This window comes from Actinoplanes sp. NPDC020271, from assembly GCF_044388125.1.
Taxonomy (GTDB): domain Bacteria; phylum Actinomycetota; class Actinomycetes; order Mycobacteriales; family Micromonosporaceae; genus Actinoplanes.
The window spans coordinates 160527-178402 of the sequence record NZ_JBIRWQ010000008.1 but is presented as its reverse complement, the minus strand read 5'-3'; the positions used below and the strand labels follow the sequence as shown (position 1 = coordinate 178402).

Sequence of the window (17876 nt, the reverse complement as noted above, 5' to 3'; positions counted from 1 at the left end):
AACATGTTCCTACAGCCCTTCTTCGATGGGCCATGGCTCGACGTCGATCTGGCGCGATCCACGGTTGTTGATGACGAGCACCTCTGTTCCGGCCGGGACCGGCGCGGGAGCATAGGCGAGGTAGTAGTGCGCGATGCCACCGACCAGCAGCCGCACCTCCCCCGCCCGCTCGCCGCCGCGGATCGGGATGATCACCGTCCCGGTCCGGCCGACCAGCGTCTCACTCGTCACGACAGCATTGTGCTCCCGCAACACCAGCCGCTGCAGACCCGGACGGGCGCGACCGAAGATCCGGCCCGTGGATCCTCCCGGGGCCGCTCACCCTGTCCTGGCCAGCGTGCGGATCGCGGCGGCCACAGCGTCGGGGTCGACCAGTTGGTGCAGGTGAAGGCCGGGTACGTGGGTGACGGGCCAGCCACGGGCCTGGGCCTGGGCAGCCGCACGGCCGTAGGCCTCGCTGAACCAGAGGTAGGCGCAGGGGCGGTGGTCCCAGCCGGGCGGCACCGGGATCTGCTGGTCGTAGTAGGTCACCGGGAGGCGGGGTTGTTCGGCTTCGACGGCGGCGCGCGTCTCCGGGTCCGGGAACAGCGGGCCGGAGTCCGTCCACCAGGTCGTCCAGGGTGGCAGCCGGCCGTCGACCGGCTCGACCGGCAGGGCGCTCTGCCGGGTCGGTGACGGGCCGGTCAGGGACGGCAGACGTGTCTCGACGAAGACGCAGCCGGCGATCGGGCGCGGCGAGGCGGCGACGATCGGCGGGACGAGCAGGCCGGCATTGCTGTGGGCGACCAGGTGGACCGGCTCGGCGGGCGGGAGGCGGTCGAGGGCGGCGCCGACCCGGTCGACGACGGCCGGCCACAGTGGCGGGTCCAGCCCGAGCAGGGACGGCACGACCGCACCGGGGAGGCGGGCCGCGACCGGCGCCCAGGTCCGCGGGCCCAGCAGGAGACTGTGCAGCAGGACGAACATGGTCCTCGGCGATCGGTGTCAGGGGACGGGTCGGCGGGGTGGGGCGGGGATCCGATCGTACGGGGAAATCGGTTGGCCTTTGAACGTCCTGCGCCCATGGTGCCCTTTTTGCCGGAGTCGGCGACTACTGATCGAGCACGGTTGCGTGCATTCTGTAACGGGAAGATAACGACTCCGCTCCGTCGGCACGGAAGGAGCTCCGGTGTCGCTCAGCTGGCCCTGGGCCCTGCTCGCCCTCGTAACCGTCCCGCTGCTGCCCGCCGCCCGATGGTGGTTCGACCGTCGCCGCCGGCGCTCCGCGGTGACCGTTTCCAGCATCGCCCTGATCCGCGCCGCCCTGCCCCGGCACAGCTCCTGGCGGCGCCGCGTCCCGGTGGCGCTGTTCCTCACCGGCCTGCTGACGATCGCGGTCAGCGCGGCCCGGCCGCAGGCGACGATCGCGGTGCCACGCGCCGACACTTCGATTCTGCTGGCCATCGACGTGTCCGGGTCGATGTGCTCGACCGACGTGGCACCGAACCGGCTGGCCGCGGCGATCGAGTCGGCGCGCGACTTCATCCGGCGGGCCGACAGCGGCATCCGGATCGGGTTGATCGCGTTCTCCGGGACAGCCGGGCTCGCCGTCCCGCCGACGACCGATCGTGATCAGTTGCTGGATGCGGTCGGCAAGTTCCGGACCGCGCTGGGCACGGCGATCGGCGAGGCGATCCTGACCTCGATCGACGCGATCGCCGAGTACAACCCGGGTGTGGCCCAGCGCGGGGTGGAACTCGCCGCCGCGCCGACCGGCGGCTACGAGCCGGACACGATCGTCGTGCTGACCGACGGCTCGAACACCACCGGGGTCGACCCGCTGATCGCTGCCGGTCAAGCCGCGGCCCGGCACCTCCGCGTGTTCACGATCGGATTCGGCACGGCCCACCCCGGGCCGATGGTCTGCGATCCCGGTCAGATCACCACCGGCTCGTTCGGCGCCGGACCGGACCCGGGCAGCGGGTACGGGCAGTCGCTGGAGATCGACGAGAAGTCGCTGACCCAGGTGGCGGAGACGACCGGCGGACGCTACTTCCGGGCGCAGGACGCCGGCCAGCTCGACGACGCGCTCTCCGGGTTGCGGCGCGAGATCGGCCTGCACCGCGAGTCGACCGAGACGACCGTCTGGTGGTTGCTCGCCGGTTCGGTCCTGGTCATCACCGCGATCTTCCTGTCCCTGTGGTGGAACCGGCAGCGAGGCCGGCCCTGAATCAGCCGGCCCCGGTCGTGCGCGACGGCGAATGCAGGCAGCCGACGAATCGTGACGTAGCCCGCGCCCGTGAGCTGGGCACTTCACGGCTCCATGGACGGACCTGGCCCGGGCTCGGCCACTGAATCGTGCAGTGAACGGGCTTGACTCTGTTCTGCCGGCCCGCATCGTCGTCGAATAGCCGGGTGCGGCGGCTGTCGACGCCAGAGTCGCCTCGTCTGGCCTTGGTAGCGGAACCAGGAGTGGCGCGGTGACGACGGACAGCAGGGCCGCCCCGACGGCGATCTTGCGGGGCTCTTCTTACTCCCATGCAGGGGGACAGAGCGGATGCGGACCCGTTTCAGGTACGGGTCCGCGACGCGACCGACGCGATGAGCGTGTCCGCGATGCGGCGCACCCGATCGGTGTGCCGTTCGGTGGCGTGTGCGAAGGCCCAGCCGATCGCGGTCAGCACCGCGCAGATCCCGGCCAAGGCCAGCCAGTGTGTCGCAGTGGGCGCCCAACGGGCGGCCACGTGGGGGGTGAGCAGCGCAGCCGTCATCGCGGCGACCGGAAGATGGATGGCATAGAGGGAGTAGGACGAGTCCGCGTAATCGGACAGGCCGCCGAGCACCCGGCCGGGCACTCCGGTCCAGCCGACGTCCTCGACGAGCAGCACCAGCAGCACGGTCGTCGCGGCGGCCAGCAGCAACACGTTCACGCTGCTGTAGCTGGCCTGCGCCAGCCACAGACCGGCCGTCAGCCCGGCCGACGCGCCGGCCCGCGACCAGCCCAGCCACCGTGCCGAGCGGGCCTGCAACCAGGTCCGGACCGGCTCGCGGTAGAGGGCGGCGACCGCTCCCATCAACCACACCGGGAGATACTTGAGGACGGCCGGCCCGGCGAGGGCACAGAGTCCGAGCAGCAGCACCAGGCTGAGCGCCCGTTTGCCGATGCCGCCGCGGCCACGCCAGGCATACAACGCGAGCGGCAGCACGGCGTAGAAGACCGCCTCATAGGCCAACGACCACAGCGAGGCGTTGGTGCCGTAGGTGGGCACCGCCATCGTCTGGAGGAAGAACACGTTGCCCAGCGCGGTGCCGGCGGTCAGCCGTCCGGCGAGTCCATCGGCGGGAACCGTGTGGTGATAGGCCGGGTCGCCGAGGTAGATCGAGGTCCCGGAGAGCAGGGCGAGGCCCACCCGGTCCAGGATCGTGGTGAGGGCGACGGCCGGGATCAGCACGATCCACAGTCGGCTGAGCCGGGCGGTCGCGTAGGACGCCCACCGGAAGCGGTCGCGCCGGAACCCGGAGAAGACGCTGCCGCCCACCCAGTAACCGCTGAGCACGAAGAAGACCACGACAGCCGCGGGACCCATGTTCGTGACGGCGTACAGCAGCCGGGTGGACAGGCCGTCACCCGCGTCGGCCGCGTCGACGAACAGCAGCTGGCGCAGGTGGTAGACGACCACGAGAACCGCCGCGACGGCGCGGAGCGCGTTGAGCGCCCGGTTCGGCCCGGGCCGCGCCGGGGCACGGACCGGGTCGGGGGCCGTGACGGCGTGGGTCATCAGGTTTCCTCCGGGTAGGGACTCACGGCCGGCGGCCGGATCGGTCGGCTCATCGGATGCGACTCGCAGGACGTCCCCAACGAGGACTCTCGTCGTCCTCGGTTTCGTCGTCGCCGGCCCGCAGGCCGATCATGCCGAGCGGCACGGCGAACGCGCTCAGCGCGAGCCCGACCAGCACGGCGTTGAACACCAGATCGGTGTTACCGAGCGCGTGCGCCGGCCCGCAGGCCGCGAAGATCACGGCGGCCAGCCCGAGCAACGGCCGCCAGAGACGGTCCGCGATCCGGGACGGGGTGCTGCGGGGGCGGCGGTGCCGGCGCAGGGTGTGCCGGCGCAGGGTGTGCCGGCGCAGGGTGTGCCGGCGCAGGGTGTGCCGGTGCGGTTGCTCCGGCGGACCGGCCTCGGCGGGCCGGGCCGGCGCGGCCGGCAGCACGGCAGGGGCCGCCATGACCGGCGGAGCCGTCAGTGCCGGAGTAGCGGGCGGAGCCTCGAGCACGTCAAGTGACATCGAATCTTCCCCTCCTCCGCGATGCCGGCTGTTCCCTCCATCGGCGGGGCGGCGGCCACCCTGAGAAAAACCCCCCGGGAGACAGGCTCCCGGGGGGTGGGGTCATAGCGCCAGGCGGCTGGTCAGGGGACGACCACCGACTGCGGCATGGAGTTGTCGTCCGCGGTGTACGAGACGACGTGGTAGACCGCGTTGGCCGGCCCGTTGGCCTCGGTGAACTGCTCGGTGCGGGTGCCCGCGACCAGGCCGAGACGGTCGACCAGGTGGGCGTCGCCGGCGACCGTGCCCTCGATCAGGTACCAGGGTTCCACCGACACCGCGTCGGCCGGCACGGTGAACGTGTAGTAGCTGGTGATCCAGTTGGCGTAGGAGTCGATGGCGGTCTTGTTGCTGGTCGCCCACTTCTGGGTCGTGCCGTTCGCGAAGGTGATTCTCACACCGGCGCGGACCTGCTTGCCGGCGGCCGCGGTGGACATCGCCCGGGCCGACAGGACCGAGGTGTAGACCTGACCGGGCGTCACGTTGATCTTGCGGCCGGAGAAGCTGACCTCACCTGTGCCGCTGGAGGTCAGCGCCATCGAGGCGTTGCCGCGCGAGCCGTTGCCGGCGACCCGGGTGAGCGTCGTGCGGGTGCCGGCGACCCAGCCGGCCGTGCCGGCGGACGCGTTCTCGAAGTTGGACTCGTCGGCGGTCATGATGTTGTTCGGGATGGAGACGCTGCCGATCGGCAGGTCACCGACGACGTTGCCGTCCCGGTAGATCCGGTAACCCCGGATCGGGCGCCCGTCCAGCGGGTACGCCTCATCCCAGTTGAGGACCTTGCCGCCGGCCGCCAGGTTGGTGACCGGCTCCGAGATCTTGGTCTGGTCGTGGTACGCGGTGCCGATGACGTTGTTGACGGTGTTGACCTCGCCGGCCGGCCCCGTCAGGACGGTGCCGGTCGGGCTGGTCGACGCGCGGCGGGCGCCGAGGTCGATCCCGTACCACGTGGTCTTCTTGGCGGGGTCGTCCTCGATCGTGTTGCCGTAGACCTGGTCGCCGACACCGATCGACAGGCCGATGCCCGCGGTGTCGAAGTAGCCCGCGCCGCTGTCGTAGACGGTGGAGCCGCCCCAGCCGGCGTTGTGGACGACGTTGCCGGCGATGGTGTCGGCCGCGTTCTTGGCGCTGGCATACGAGCCGTTGACCATGATGCCGGACCGGCCCGTGTACTCGATCACGTTGTCGCGGACGACGTTGTTACCGCCCAGGCGCACGACATGGAACGCGTCCGTGGGCGTGCTCTTGTCGGTCCAGGAGCCGGGCTGTCCGAGGTTGGACGCGTTCGGGCCGTCCTTGTAGTCGTCGTAGGTGACGCTGATGCCGGTCTCGCCGGAGTAGCTGATCCGGTTGCCCGAGACGATAGAGTCACGCGGGTTGGTGATGTCCTTGTTCTCGCCGCTGTGCGCGTACAGGCTGTTGGATTTGAGGGCGATCTGCGCGCCCCACAGCACGTTGTCGGTGACGGCGGCCTGCTGGATGCCCTCGAAGTACATGTTGCCGTAGAGCGACTTGTCCTTACGCGCCGTGGCGATCGTGCCGTCCGAGCGGACCACATTGTTGCGCACGGTCGTACGGATGGCGTTGGTGAAGTCGAAGCTATTGCCGCGGATCGTCTTGTCGAATTGGTTGTACTCGACGATCACGCCGTCGTTCCGGCTGCCGCCGCCGACGTTGTCCTCGTCGCCCGACTCGGCGCCGCCCCAGTTGTCGAACCGGTTGTCGACGATGCGCACGTTCGTAACGCCGTTACCGACCCAGACCTTGAAGTACTCGAGGTTGGTGAACCGCACCTGGCGGACGGTCCAGTTGTCGCCGGCCGAGACACCGCCGCCCGAGTTCGTCGAGGCGGCCTTGCCGTCCGCTCCGCGGAAGTCACAGAACTCGCCGGGGCGGCCCGGCATGTCCGACGGCACCGGCTGACCGGCGCCCTCCCGGCAGTTGCCGTTGACGGTCAGGTCGGAGACCAGGTTACTGGTGGCTCCGGCGATCTGGTGGTTGAAGTCCCAGCTGATGATGGACGCGTAGTTGAAGTTGACATTGTTCGCGGTGATCATCGAGACCGTGGTCGCGGTGATGCCCCGGCCGCGCAGGTTGACGTTCGCCGGCAGTTTCAGGACCTTGCCGACGCGATAGGTGCCCTCGCCGAGGAACACGGTGGCGGTCGTCGCCGGCGTCACGACGTTGTTGGCGGCGTCCAGCACGGCGGGGACCGTCCGGCCGGCCGCAAGCAGGATGAGGTTGTTGAGCGTGGGGTAGTCGTCGTTGCCGCTCGGGGCCGGCGCGACGATGCAGGTGGGGTCGTTGCAGTCCGCGAGGGTCATCGGGGCGGGGGCGACGGTGGCGGCCAGCGAGTAGACCGGAGGGGTCGAACCGGCGGCGAACGCCGCCTGGCTCGGGAAGGTTGGCACCGCGACCATCGGAAGCACCGCGGCGGCGACCATGCGCCGGGCGAGCTTGGCGTTGCGACGCCGTTCACGACGGTTCGGACCGGACCGAGAGATGTTGGGCATGCATGCCTTTCGATTGGCTGTGGTTGACCGGCAAGGACCTTCGGCAGCTACTTGACCGGGTTGAGGAGAACCTTCCCCGTCCAGGCCGAGCAGGTGCCCCGGTCATTGGCGGTGGTCAGCTTCAGCACGTAGGCCCGCTTCGGATCCAGTCCGGTGCCGCTGGCGGGTTACCCCTTCGCGCGGCAACCGGCCTCGTCGAGGTGGCGGAGACGCACCAGATCGAGGGGACACTCCTCCACCTCGCCTCGCGCCACGCTGCTGCCCCCCGCTCTAAGATCGGGGCCGACAACTGTGCGTTCTGCCGCACGAAGCACTGAGCAGCTGTTCGCTCGTTCGGGTGCCTACAACGCACCCGGGGACGACCGCCGCGGAGACGATCACGTGGCCGGGCGCCGGATCCCGCGCCGAGGCGTCGCCGCCCGAGCCGTGACCGCGGTAGCGTTCGGCGCCCGGCCGTTCCGGGTCCACCCGCAGCGCGGTCGCCCGGACGCCGCCGTCGGGGTCCCCGGCCAGTTCGGCGGCCCGCTCCGGGGCGACGCCGGCGAGACTGCCCGCGACCTGCCGCCGGACCAGCGGTTCGGGATGCCCTGCGTGCGCCACGAGGCCGTCGCGCATCAACTGGTATGCCCCGTAGTCCGCGGCCCAGCGCATCAGCTCGCCGTCGTCGTGGACGGACCCCCACCATTCGCCGTCGAGCAGGGCGCGCACCCGTGGACCGTGCCCGGCCGCCGCCGCCGCGATCAGAAGCGCGGCGTCGTCCCCGTCCGGCCCGGCCGGATGTACCAGTCGATCGCTCACCCGACCATTGTTCTCCGGCGATGCCTAAGCTGGGTGAATGGTCCGGGACGAGTTGGTGCGGTTGCGCGCGAGCGCCGAGGACGAAGCGGCGACGCTCGCCCGGGATCTGGACGCACTGTTCACGGCGTCGCGGGACTCCAACGCGGACGACGAGCACGACCCGGAAGGCGCGACGATCGGTTTCGAGCGCGCCCAGCTCACGGCGTTGCTCGCCGCGGCCCGGGATCGGATCGCCGAGGTCGGCGACGCGCTGCGCCGCCTCGACGCCGGAACCTACGGCCGTTGCGAGGGTTGCGGGGAGCCGATCGCAGCGGAGAGGCTGGCGGCGCGCCCGTTGGCGCGCCTCTGCATGGCCTGCGCGTGAACCTGTGACGCCCCCGGACTACTCGGCGGCGCTGCGGCACGCGGCCCGCCGGATGAGTCCGGCGCGGATCGCGGAAAGGGCCGGCGTCACCGTAGTGACCGCGTTCTCGAACGTGTGGATCCGGCCCGGTGGCCCCCACCCCGATCAGCGTCCCGCCGAGCGCCGCCGCGGCCATCTCTGGAATGCCGTTCCAGTTCATGTCACGATGTAGCCATGTCGCAGACACGTAGCCGGGGTCGCCGGGCCGAGGCGCTCTCCAAGGACGTCGTCGTCCGCGCCGCCGTCGACCTCCTGGACGAGCACGGCGAGCGGGGGCTCACGTTCAAACTGCTCACCGAACGGCTGCAGACCGGCGCCGGCGCGGTCTACTGGCACGTGGCGAACAAGGACGAGCTGGTCCTCCTCGCCGCCGATCACGTGATCGGCGGCGCCCTCGCCGGCCTCGGCCCTGAGCCGGGCGCCGACGCCGAAACCCGGATGCGCGCGCTCGCCCTGCACGTCTACGACACCCTGGACCGGCACTCGTGGGCGGCGCCGCACGTGATCGCGGCGTCCACGATGCCGAACACGATGTTGCTCCTGGAACGCATCGGTGGTCTGCTCACCGAGACGCGGCTGCCCGCCGAGCGGCACTTCGCGCTGGCCACCGCGATCTTCATCTACCTCACCAGCGTCACCGCGCAGGACACTGCCCGCGCGGCGACCGTCGAGCCCGGCGTCGACCGCGACGCGATGCTCGGCGAGGAGGCCCGGCGGTGGGCCGCGCTCGACCCGGCGCGGTTCCCGTTCGTCACCCGGATCGCGGCCGACCTCGGCCACCACAGCGACCGGGACCAGTTCGTCACCGGGCTCGACCTGCTGCTCGACGGCCTGCGCGCCCAGGAGAGCCGCTGACGCCGAACGTGACCGGATCGATGCGAAGCACTATTTCCGGGTGAAGGTCAGGTGCGTGACGCCGCTCGGGGGCGTCACGGACTCCACCGTGAAACGGTCTTCGAGACTTTCCAGACCGTCCCAGAGACGCACGCCCCGGCCGAGAACGATCGGCACCAGCACGACGTGCAGATGATCGATCAGATCCGCTTCGAGGAACTGCCGGACCGTGGTGGGGCCGCCGCCGATCCGCACGTCCAGCCCGCCGGCCGCCTCCCGCGCCTGCGCGAGCGCTTCTTTCGGGCTCGCGTCGATGAAATGAAAGGTGTTCCCACCCTCCATCTCCAGCGTCGGCCGCGGATGATGGGTCAGCACGAAAACCGGGGTGTGGAACGGCGGATTGTCACCCCACCACCCTTTCCACTCCTCGTCCGTCCACGGCCCGCGCTGCGGCCCGAACTTGTTCCGCCCCATGATCTCGGCGCCGATCCTGGGCCCCCACGCCGAGGCATAGGCATCGTCGACGCCCTCGCTCCCGCCGTCCTTGCCGTTCATCGACCGGAACGTGCGGGTTCCGAGGAACCACTGCATGAGCCGCCCGCCCGCGTGCCCGAACGGCGTTTCCAGGCTCTGGCCCTCCCCCGTGGCGAAACCGTCCAGCGAGACCGCGAAGTTGTGCACCCGTACTTTCGACATTGCCTCACTCTAGGCTCGCGCCCCGCGACTCACCGCCCGACGACTCGCGCGCCAGCGGCTCCTCGTTCCGAGCCAGGCCGGCGGGCACGCGCAGGAGGGCGACTCGACGCCCGCCAGGAGAGCACCGAGGCCGGCGGGGGTCAGCATGTCAGAACCGGTCTCGTAGCCGATCACATGATCGATCCCCGGCCTCCTCAACGGGCGCGACGCCCTCTCGGCGTCCATCATCCGGACCGCTGAGCGAAGCTCCCGGGACACCCGAGCAGCGCGGGCAGACCGCTGAGGTCGTCGATCCGGTCATCGGGCCGGAAGGTGTCCGGGTCGGAGCGAAGATCACCGGCATCCGGGTACGCCGCGTTGGTGACCAATACCGGACGCATACCGGCCCGGCGAGCGCCGTCGTGTTCCCGGCTCCCGCCGTCCCCGACGAACCAGCATTCCGCCGCGGGAACGCCGAGCCGCTCGCTCACCGTCGCATACAGGCGCGGGTCCGGTTTGCGGTATCCCTCCTGCCAGGAGAAGACCGCGGCGGCAATCCGACCGGCGTACGGCGTGCTCGCCCACGCCTCGCACAGTTCACTGGAACAGTCGCTGATCAGCCCCAGGACGTAGCCGTGCCCGCGCAGTTCATCCATGATCCGCAACGCCTCCGGGCGGGGCCGGCGTACCCGCTCGGCACCCACGCGATGAGCCTCGACCGCAGCCGTCAGCCGGGCCTCGTCCGGCTCGACGCCACCGGACCGGGCCATCGCCAGCAGCGTTTCCCGCGTCCCGCCGTAGGCGCCGACCGTGCGCCGCCCGAAACTTTCCACCATCGCGGTCCGGAACCGGTCGACCGGCACCCCGAGAGCCGCCGCGGTGACCGCGAACGTGCCGAGCCGCTCCCTCTCGGCGGCCGGGTCGGTCAGGGTACCGAAGAAGTCGAAAACAACCGCTCGCATCGCATGCAAAGATAACGTCAAAGTCTTTGCGCGTACGGAATGGGTGTCGACGTTTACCACTATCACTGACCTCGTCATTCCCGCCGATCTCGTCCCCCTTCTGGACATTCCGCCACTGGCAGTCACCAATGGTGCGCCCGACCCGGAATGGTGCGAGCTCCCGATCGGCCGGTGGATCCGCCGACGCCGCCCAGCCGTGCGAGTGCCCCTGGACCCTCGGGCCGCCCGCGCCGCCCGCCGTTATCTCCGTTTCGCCCCGTGGGCACTCCCGGTCATGGTGCTCGTGACGGTTGCCTACTGGATCACGCTCCACCGGGCCGGCCTGCCCCTGGCGGTCAAACTGACCGTGATCGGCCTGTACCTGCTGACGCTGATCGGCTGGCATCGCATGGTCACCGGGATGCCCCGTCAGCGGCCCCGCCGGCTGCGCTCCGGTGACCTGCGCATCCCGGACGTCCCGATCGACGTCGCCGAGCAGTGGATCGAACGGAACCCGGGAGTGACCGCCACCGACGAGCCGATCCCGCTCCCGCACTCGCGCCGGTACTACGCCGGTTGGTCGATCGGCCTGGTCACAGCCGCGATCATCCTGGTCGTGGTCCTGGTGACCGACAACCGCGAGGACTTCATCCTGTTCTGGACGCTCGCACCGGTCCTGTTCGTCGCCGGCGTCGCCGTCGCCCTGAAGACCCAGCTCCGGGCCCGGGACAAACCGAAGTACACCCTGCTGGGCTGAGCCATACCCTGGCGAACACTCCGAAGTCGGGCAGCGGGAGGTCGGGGATCGATTCCGGTCACGGGCGGGTGAATCCGGGGCTGAGCTGGGGGATCCCCCGCTGGCGCGCGCGGGCCGGTGGGGCCATGATCTAGCCCATGATGGAGACCGAACTTCCGCGCACCGGGGTGGACGACATCGACTGGTCGCTGGTGGAGGACGGCTCCGCCGTACGGGAAATGCTCAAGAATCTTGCCGGCGGTGGCCCGGCGGTCCGGACCGTCGCATTGAGCAGCCTCTATCGGCTCGCGCCGGAGGGTGCGGACGTCCGGCCGTGGGTCGCGACCGCGCTGCCGATCCTGCTGGGCATGGTGGCGAACCCGGCCCAGCCCGACCGTGGGCGGGTGTTGCGCCTGGTCGGTGATCTCGCCGGGGCGGACCGGACGTGGCAGATGTCCGGTGAGACGCTGCGGGCCAAGCGGATCCTGGCCGAGCACGACGGCCTCACCGACCTGCTCATCGACGAGGATCCGCAGGTCAGGGACGCCGCTGCCTACACCGTGCGGGCGGTCTGCCGGCTGTCGGCCGAGCTGGTCGAGCTGCTCTGGGAACGCTACATCGAGGAGCCTGATCCGGCCGTGCGCCTGACGCTGGTCGGCAGCGGCGTGCTCGCCGGGGCGGTCGGCACCGGCTACGAGCCGACGAAAAGGCTTCTCGCCTGGGTTGCCGACACCGACAAGGATTTGCGCGTACGGACGATCGCGCTCGCCGAGCTGGTAGCCATGACCAATCCTCCGCCGTTCGACGTGGAGACCGCGCGCGACACCGTGCTGGAGGCCTACCGGGCCGGGCTGAACCGCGAGCCGGCGCCCCTGGACGACCTGGTCGCGCCGCTGCTGGCCGGGCAATGGCTGGCCGCCCGGCAGTGGACGCCCGGGTTTCCGCAGGTCGTGAGCGCGGTCCGGGCGGCGTACCGCAACGACGTCGCCCCGCAACTGGACCTGCTGCAGCGCATGCTGGAGGTGGACGGCTGGGACGCCCGGCAGGACGCGCTGTACGAGGCCCGGTCCCTGGTCCAGCGGTTCCGAGGGCCGTTCCGTCCGCTCGTCGACCGGGCCGCGGAGCTGATGCGGGATCCCGATCCGCAGGTCCGGGCAGCGTCGTTGAGCCTGCTCAGCAGTATCGGCGAGCTGGCCCGCCCGGCCGCCGACGCGGTCTGGGCGGACCTGATCGACGGCGGCTACTGGATCAACGAGGGCGGTCAGGGGCCGGTGCTGGCGATGGCCGCGCGACTGCTCGCCGAGCTACGTGACGAGCGGCTGCTGCCGACGCTGGAGCGCATGCTCGACGAGGCGCCGGACACCGGTGACCTGCATCGCGGCATCGCCGGGTACGGGTTCGCGGCGCGCGCCCTGAGCCGGACGCTGCGGCGGCGGCTGCGCACCACCGAGGACGAGACGGAGTACGCCCAGCTGCTGCTGGCGTTGACCGCGGTCGCGCCGGGCGAGGCCGCCGACCATCTCGCCGAGGAACCGATCGATCTCGGCACGCTCGGGTTGCTGGCCCGCGCCGGCCGGTCCGCGGCCGCCCGCGTCCCGGACATCCGGGCCACGCTGACCTGTGGTGAACCCGCACTGGAGCTGGCCGCGGCGCACGCGATCTGGCGGGTCGCCGGCGACGCGGAGGCCGCGGCGGGCGTCTACGACCGGTACTTCGACGATCGTAAAGCCGCGCCGGAACACGCCGTGGCGGCCCTGGACGGGCTGCGTGAGCTGCGGATCCGCGTCAAGGACCGGGCTCGGCGGATGGTCCGGCTGCGCCGCCGCCAGGCGAACGGCGCGGTGCTGGCGGCCACGGCCGACGCGCTGTGGTGGGTGGCCGGCAATCAGGACGCGGCCCGCGCGCTCGGCCCGGTCTGGGAGGCGACGCCACGGGAACGGCCCCGGATCGCCCGGCTCTGGCTGGCGACCGGCGACGTGCGGTACGGCGCCCGGTACGCCCGCGCCGAACTGGACGCGCCCCTGCGGCACAACCTGCGCGGGCACACCGCCCGACCGGCCGAGGTGACCGAGGACGAGCAGCTGCTCGCCCTCTGCCGGGAGATCGTCGCCCAGGCCGGCTGACTACGATCGGCGCGTGGACGACCCGCGAACTCGTCGTCGTCCGCGCCGAGGCCTTCGAGGTCGAAGACGACGTCAACGAGTTCCGGGTGCGGCCCGAGCAGATCACCGGCCGCTGGAACGCGTGACGCACTCGTTCGGCGGGCTGACCCGGGCTCAGCCGGACGAGCGGGAGACGCGGCTCGAGACCGTACCGGGAAGTGGCTGATGTCCTAGGAGCAGGGCACAGAACGCGGTCCCGAGCAGCACGAACAGTCCGGTGTCCCCGGCCAGGTACTCGTTGACGACAACCGGGTGAGTGGTGCTGATCGCGTAGGTGCCGAGCCACGCGAACGTCGCGTTGTGCGCGAAGTGCCCGAGCACGGCCGGCCACAGACTGTCCGACCGCAGCCGGAGCCGGCCGAGGAGCGCCGAGAACGCCAGCACGCTGCCGGCGAAGAGCGCGAGCACCAGCACCCGGTTCCCGTCGTGGTGGTAGAGCGGCGTGAGCAGGATGTACGGCAGGTGCCAGCCGACCCAGACCACGCCGCTGACCAGCAGCGCTGTCCCCTCCCCCAGCCAGAGCAGCCGCGGCAGCAGGTATCCGCGCCACCCCACCTCCTCGGCGAACGCCAGCACCGGCCCGGTGACGCCGAGCGCGACCGCGTCCTTGAGCCACGGGCCGCCCGGTGTCACGAAGTGCGCCGATCCGCACACCACGACACCGGCCGCGGCCAGCAGACTCACCCCGGCCGTGGTGGCGAGGGCGACCGGCCAGTCGCGCAGTCCGAGCCGTCCCGTCCCGAGCCGCCGCCGGCCGTCGCGGGTCCAGCCGTCGCGGGTCACCACCAGCAGCATGACCAGGGTGACCAGCAGCGGCGACAGCGCCAGGATCAGCCCGCCGAGCACCCGCGCGGTGGCCAGCGAGACACCGAGCACCAGGACGATGAACGTCAGCGCCGCCGCGCGGTCGGAGAGTCGTCGGAACACCCGCCCAGTCTTCAAAACCGGGCAGGCGCGGTCATCCGTCCAAAGGAGGAGTCCGGGCCGCGGCCCTCTACCGTTCGGTGGACCGGCAGTCGACGATGCGGCCGTCGCTGGTGCCGAGAAGCAGTCGGTCCGGTCCGGTCACGGTCACCGCGGTCGGGAAGATCCGGGGCAGCCGGCACCGCCAGCGCACGGATCCATCCTGCACCGCGAGCGCCACCACCTCACCGTCCCGGTACGCGACGTACGCCGTCTCGTCGTCGGCGTCGAGGGCGATCACCGCAGTGTCGGCGCGGAACGTCCAGCGCGGATCTCCGGTCACCGGGTCGCGGCGGATGACGAACGCGCCACCGGGCTGCGGCCCATGGCCGTGGTACACGGTTCCGGCGTAGAGCAGGCTCCCGTCCGCGAGTTCGACGCCCGGACCCGGGAAGTGCGTTTCGCCGGCCACCCACGACAGGGGTAGCAGGCGACGCGCCCCGGCGGCCTCGCGCGGCCGGCCGCCGGCCGTGGGTGGCGCCGGCTCCGCGGCGGTCAACCAGTCGGTGGCATGCTCGGTCTCCCGCGTCCAGATCCGGTGTCCGCGCCGGATGCGCAAGCGGCCGCGGCGTCCGGTACGGTCCATCGACCCGATCGCCGGCGTCCCGTCGCCGCATTGGACGAGCACGAACGGCCCCGGTGGGCTGACCTCGTCGGTCCGCTTCCCGTCCACCAGGGAGAGCCGGATCAGCGATTGCCGGAACTCCCCCCGGCGTGGACGGTCCAGCCCCACCCAGACCGACCGTCCGTCCGGCGTCACGACGAGATCGCGGCCGCCTCCTCCCTCGTCCGGAACACTCCACTGCACCTCGCCCGAGGGCAGCCGGCATTCCGCGGCGACGCCGGCGAGAGCGGCCACGATCCGCCCGTCGGCGAGTTGCTCGACCGCGCGCACGGTACGCCGCGGGTCGACCGGCCCGAGGAGGCGTCGCGCCTCGGCCCGGCCGTCCGGGCGCGGCGCCGGCCCGCGGGGCCCGGCCAGTTCCGGCCAGTCGATCGAGCGGGGTGCGACGGCTCGCCAGTCGTCCCGCTGCAGGACCACCACGTGACCCTCGACCCGCGCGGCTCGGTCCTCCCAGTCGTCTGACGGCGCCAGCAGCAGACGCAGTCGCTGACTGTCGAGCCATTCCAGGCCGAGCACCTGCCGGCCGAACTCGTGCTCGATCAGGGACACGACCGCGCCTGTCCCGAGGTCGAGCAGGAGCAGTTCGCCTTTGAAGAAGTAGCCGCCGTCGTAAGCACCGGTGCCGATCGCCAGCAGCGGCCACTCCGGGTGGAACGCCAGCGCGTGCACGGGATATCGGGATCGGTGAACCGCCTGGCAGACCAGGTCGTCCACGCCGTAGACCGCGACCGGGGCCTGGCCGGACTCATGGATGAGGTCGCCCGCCACCGCCAGCCGATCGCCGGACCGGACCGCCAGGACCGGCTCGCCGACCTCGGCGAAGGGCCGGTCACCAAGGATGCGGTCGACGATCAGCGGGACGCTCACCACCGAGATCTTCGCAGGCCGAATATCGCGGGCGTGGCGGTGGGTGGGTGTGGCAGAGTGCGCGCCATGACGAAGACCCGAAAGGACCATGGGGCGTAGGGCACCGCGCGCGGTTCGCGCGCAGTCGTACACACCGCTGGCGCAGCCGGTCGAGGGGCTGTCCAGCCGGGCGAACGCCGAGATCGCCCGGATTCAGCACCTGCGGCCGGACCTGGAGGTGCGGCGGGCCCTGCTCGGCTACCGGCGCACGACCCGGCAGCCGCGGCGTTGGCTCCCGGGCGACGGCTGCTACAGCCTCGACGAGGACCTGTGCGAGCAGCGGGACGTGCTCGAGGCCACGCTCCGGATGCTGCCGGCGCCGGCCCGGCGGGAGCTGTGGCGTCTGGTCGCCCCGCTGGACGATCTGCTGCTGCGGACGACCGTGCCGGATCACCACCCCGGCCGGGTCAGCCCCTGGTACGCGGCGGCCTGGTGGCGCCGCCGGATGGCGTTGTGACCCACCGGCAAGAAGCGCTCCACCGATCGGTGGAGTGCCGCTCTCCACCCCGTACCCGGAAGATCGGGCGATCCGAGCCGGGCCCCCGCGTTGCCAGGCTGGGTTCCATGAACACGGTGATCGAGGTGGAGCATCTCCACAAGAGGTACGGGCGGACGGTGGCCGTCGACGACGTGTCGTTCGCCGTCGGGCAGGGCGAGATCTTCGGCATCCTCGGGCGCAACGGCGCCGGCAAGACCACCACGGTCGAGTGCCTGGTCGGCCTGCGGACGCCGGACGGCGGGACGATCCGGGTACTGGGGCGCGACCCGGTGCGCGACCACACCGAGGTGACCCGCCGCGTCGGCGTGCAACTGCAGGACGGGCAACTGCCGGAGCGGCTGCGGGTCGGCGAGGCGATGCGGCTCTACGCCTCGTTCTATCCGGAGCCGGCCGACGCCACGGAGCTGCTGGAGCAGCTGGGGCTCATGGGCAAGGAGCAGATGGCGTACGGGAAATTGTCCGGTGGCCAGAAGCAGCGGCTCGCCATCGCCCTGGCACTGATCGGCCGTCCTCGCATCGCCGTGCTCGACGAGCTCACCACCGGGCTGGACCCGCACGCCCGCCGCGACACGTGGGATCTGATCGCGGCGGTCCGCGCCGGCGGGGTGACGATCGTGCTGGTCACGCACTTCATGCCGGAGGCCGAGCGGCTCTGCGACCGGGTCGCGCTGATCGACGCCGGCCGGGTCGTGCACACCGGCACACCCGCGGAACTCGTCGAGCGCAGTGGCGAACGCACCCTCGAGGACGCCTACGTGACGCTGACCAGGAGGGCCGGGTGAGCACGCTCGCGCTGACGGAGCTGAAGTTGTTCCTGCGGGAGAAGTCCGGGCCCGCGTTCGGGGTGGGACTGCCGATCCTGCTTCTGATCATTTTCGGCAACCTGCCCTTCTACCACGAGCGGCGGGACGATCTCGGCGGGCGGACGCTGCTGGACACGTACGTACCGATTCTTGTCGCTTTCAGTCTTGCCATGCTCGCGCTGAACGTGTTGCCGCCGGTGCTGGCCGGATATCGGGAGCGTGGGGTGCTGCGACGGTTGCGGACCACTCCGGTCGGGCCGGTCCGGGTGCTGGCCGCGCAACTGGTGATCACGCTGGTCACGGCCGTGGTGGCGGTGACCGCGTTGCTGCTGGTGGCCCGGTTCGCGTTCGGGGTGACGCTGCCGCGGGAGTTCGGTGGATTCCTGGTCGCGGCGCTGCTGGCCACGGCGGCGCTGACCGCTCTGGGACTGTTCGTGGCGGCGGCCGCACCGGGCGGACGGGCCGCGAACGCGATCGGCGCGGCGATCTTCTACCCGCTGATCTTCTTCGGTGGCCTGTTCCTGCCGATCGAGACGATGCCGCCGGCCCTGGCCCGGATCAGTCACGCCACTCCCCTGGGCGCCGCGGTGACCGCGATGACCGATGCCACGAACGGTCACCGGCCACCCTGGATCGCGCTTCTCACGCTGCTCGCCTGGGCCGGCGCCGCCGCGGTAGCGGCCGTTAGATTGTTCCGCTGGGAGTAGGTGAGG

At 71.3% G+C, this 17876-nt stretch carries 17 protein-coding genes and 1 pseudogene; 8 read left to right on the top strand and 10 right to left on the bottom strand.

Annotation, left to right across the window (positions count from 1 at the left end):
- Positions 1–9: 9 nt before the first annotated feature.
- On the bottom strand, positions 10–231 hold the full coding sequence (locus tag ACH442_RS20090) for a hypothetical protein (protein ID WP_396339562.1): 222 nt from the start codon (positions 229–231) through the stop codon (positions 10–12).
- Positions 232–318: 87 nt separating this feature from the next.
- A complete protein-coding gene (locus tag ACH442_RS20085; RefSeq protein ID WP_396339561.1) occupies positions 319–966 on the bottom strand; it encodes an alpha/beta hydrolase in 648 nt (215 codons plus the stop codon).
- Between the two features lie 202 nt (positions 967–1168).
- Between ACH442_RS20085 and ACH442_RS20080 the strand changes: the two genes are divergently transcribed.
- On the top strand, positions 1169–2209 hold the full coding sequence (locus ACH442_RS20080) for a VWA domain-containing protein (protein WP_396339560.1): 1041 nt from the start codon (positions 1169–1171) through the stop codon (positions 2207–2209).
- Positions 2210–2549: 340 nt separating this feature from the next.
- On the opposite strand, the gene ACH442_RS20075 is transcribed toward ACH442_RS20080, so the two are convergent.
- The 4 genes from ACH442_RS20075 to ACH442_RS20060 form a co-directional block, all read right to left on the bottom strand.
- Positions 2550–3758, bottom strand: a complete 1209-nt coding sequence (locus ACH442_RS20075) for an acyltransferase family protein (RefSeq protein ID WP_396339559.1) — start codon at positions 3756–3758, stop codon at positions 2550–2552.
- A 49-nt stretch (positions 3759–3807) separates the two neighbouring features.
- Positions 3808–4266, bottom strand: a complete 459-nt coding sequence (locus tag ACH442_RS20070) for a hypothetical protein (protein ID WP_396339558.1) — start codon at positions 4264–4266, stop codon at positions 3808–3810.
- 122 nt (positions 4267–4388) lie between these two features.
- Positions 4389–6818 carry a carbohydrate binding domain-containing protein gene (locus ACH442_RS20065; RefSeq protein ID WP_396339557.1) on the bottom strand — a complete coding sequence of 810 codons (2430 nt, stop codon included), beginning with the start codon at positions 6816–6818 and terminating at the stop codon, positions 4389–4391.
- Positions 6819–7088: 270 nt separating this feature from the next.
- Positions 7089–7616, bottom strand: coding sequence for a hypothetical protein (locus tag ACH442_RS20060; protein WP_396339556.1), 528 nt, complete (start codon positions 7614–7616; stop codon positions 7089–7091).
- A gap of 37 nt (positions 7617–7653) precedes the next feature.
- On the opposite strand from ACH442_RS20060, the gene ACH442_RS20055 reads away from it, so the two are divergent.
- Together ACH442_RS20055 and ACH442_RS20050 are read left to right on the top strand one after the other, a co-directional pair.
- Positions 7654–7980, top strand: coding sequence for a TraR/DksA family transcriptional regulator (locus ACH442_RS20055; protein ID WP_396339555.1), 327 nt, complete (start codon positions 7654–7656; stop codon positions 7978–7980).
- Between the two features lie 213 nt (positions 7981–8193).
- Positions 8194–8874 (top strand): TetR/AcrR family transcriptional regulator, encoded by a 681-nt coding sequence (locus ACH442_RS20050; RefSeq protein ID WP_396339554.1) that lies wholly within the window; start codon positions 8194–8196, stop codon positions 8872–8874.
- 30 nt (positions 8875–8904) lie between these two features.
- Here ACH442_RS20050 and ACH442_RS20045 read toward each other — a convergent pair whose 3' ends face one another.
- Both ACH442_RS20045 and ACH442_RS20040 read right to left on the bottom strand, forming a co-directional pair.
- Positions 8905–9549, bottom strand: coding sequence for a dihydrofolate reductase family protein (locus ACH442_RS20045; RefSeq protein ID WP_396339553.1), 645 nt, complete (start codon positions 9547–9549; stop codon positions 8905–8907).
- A 224-nt stretch (positions 9550–9773) separates the two neighbouring features.
- Positions 9774–10490 carry an HAD family hydrolase gene (locus ACH442_RS20040; protein ID WP_396339552.1) on the bottom strand — a complete coding sequence of 239 codons (717 nt, stop codon included), beginning with the start codon at positions 10488–10490 and terminating at the stop codon, positions 9774–9776.
- 274 nt (positions 10491–10764) lie between these two features.
- Here ACH442_RS20040 and ACH442_RS20035 point away from each other — a divergent pair, with 274 nt between their 5' ends.
- Positions 10765–11226: a hypothetical protein gene (locus ACH442_RS20035; RefSeq protein WP_396339551.1), complete on the top strand. Its 462-nt coding sequence runs from the start codon at positions 10765–10767 to the stop codon at positions 11224–11226.
- 137 nt (positions 11227–11363) lie between these two features.
- The gene (locus ACH442_RS20030) at positions 11364–13328 is read left to right on the top strand and encodes a hypothetical protein (RefSeq protein WP_396339550.1); all 1965 of its coding nucleotides are present in this window, start codon (positions 11364–11366) and stop codon (positions 13326–13328) included.
- Between the two features lie 153 nt (positions 13329–13481).
- On the opposite strand, the gene ACH442_RS20025 is transcribed toward ACH442_RS20030, so the two are convergent.
- Positions 13482–14294, bottom strand: a complete 813-nt coding sequence (locus ACH442_RS20025) for a lysostaphin resistance A-like protein (protein ID WP_396339549.1) — start codon at positions 14292–14294, stop codon at positions 13482–13484.
- A 67-nt stretch (positions 14295–14361) separates the two neighbouring features.
- Entirely contained in the window at positions 14362–15822 is a 1461-nt protein-coding gene (locus ACH442_RS20020; protein WP_396339548.1) for a PQQ-binding-like beta-propeller repeat protein, read from the bottom strand.
- An 88-nt stretch (positions 15823–15910) separates the two neighbouring features.
- Between ACH442_RS20020 and ACH442_RS20015 the strand changes: the two genes are divergently transcribed.
- The 3 genes and pseudogenes from ACH442_RS20015 to ACH442_RS20005 all read left to right on the top strand — a co-directional run bounded on the left by ACH442_RS20015 (position 15911) and on the right by ACH442_RS20005 (position 17870).
- The gene (locus ACH442_RS20015) at positions 15911–16318 is read left to right on the top strand and encodes a hypothetical protein (RefSeq protein WP_396339547.1); all 408 of its coding nucleotides are present in this window, start codon (positions 15911–15913) and stop codon (positions 16316–16318) included.
- Positions 16319–16425: 107 nt separating this feature from the next.
- A pseudogene (locus tag ACH442_RS20010) lies at positions 16426–17091 on the top strand (ABC transporter ATP-binding protein); the annotation flags it as partial.
- Positions 17092–17138: 47 nt separating this feature from the next.
- Positions 17139–17870 carry an ABC transporter permease gene (locus ACH442_RS20005; RefSeq protein WP_396339546.1) on the top strand — a complete coding sequence of 244 codons (732 nt, stop codon included), beginning with the start codon at positions 17139–17141 and terminating at the stop codon, positions 17868–17870.
- Positions 17871–17876 lie beyond the last annotated feature (6 nt).

Bases quoted from the DNA above. Each gene is read 5' to 3' on its own strand.
- ACH442_RS20085 (WP_396339561.1), bottom strand. From the start codon at position 966: ATGTTCGTCCTGCTGCACAGTCTCCTGCTGGGCCCGCGGACCTGGGCG.
- ACH442_RS20075 (WP_396339559.1), bottom strand. From the start codon at position 3,758: ATGACCCACGCCGTCACGGCCCCCGACCCGGTCCGTGCCCCGGCGCGG.
- ACH442_RS20070 (WP_396339558.1), bottom strand. From the start codon at position 4,266: ATGTCACTTGACGTGCTCGAGGCTCCGCCCGCTACTCCGGCACTGACG.
- ACH442_RS20065 (WP_396339557.1), bottom strand. From the start codon at position 6,818: ATGCCCAACATCTCTCGGTCCGGTCCGAACCGTCGTGAACGGCGTCGC.
- ACH442_RS20055 (WP_396339555.1), top strand. From the start codon at position 7,654: ATGGTCCGGGACGAGTTGGTGCGGTTGCGCGCGAGCGCCGAGGACGAA.
- ACH442_RS20050 (WP_396339554.1), top strand. From the start codon at position 8,194: ATGTCGCAGACACGTAGCCGGGGTCGCCGGGCCGAGGCGCTCTCCAAG.
- ACH442_RS20045 (WP_396339553.1), bottom strand. From the start codon at position 9,549: ATGTCGAAAGTACGGGTGCACAACTTCGCGGTCTCGCTGGACGGTTTC.
- ACH442_RS20040 (WP_396339552.1), bottom strand. From the start codon at position 10,490: ATGCGAGCGGTTGTTTTCGACTTCTTCGGTACCCTGACCGACCCGGCC.
- ACH442_RS20035 (WP_396339551.1), top strand. From the start codon at position 10,765: ATGGTGCTCGTGACGGTTGCCTACTGGATCACGCTCCACCGGGCCGGC.
- ACH442_RS20030 (WP_396339550.1), top strand. From the start codon at position 11,364: ATGATGGAGACCGAACTTCCGCGCACCGGGGTGGACGACATCGACTGG.
- ACH442_RS20015 (WP_396339547.1), top strand. From the start codon at position 15,911: ATGGGGCGTAGGGCACCGCGCGCGGTTCGCGCGCAGTCGTACACACCG.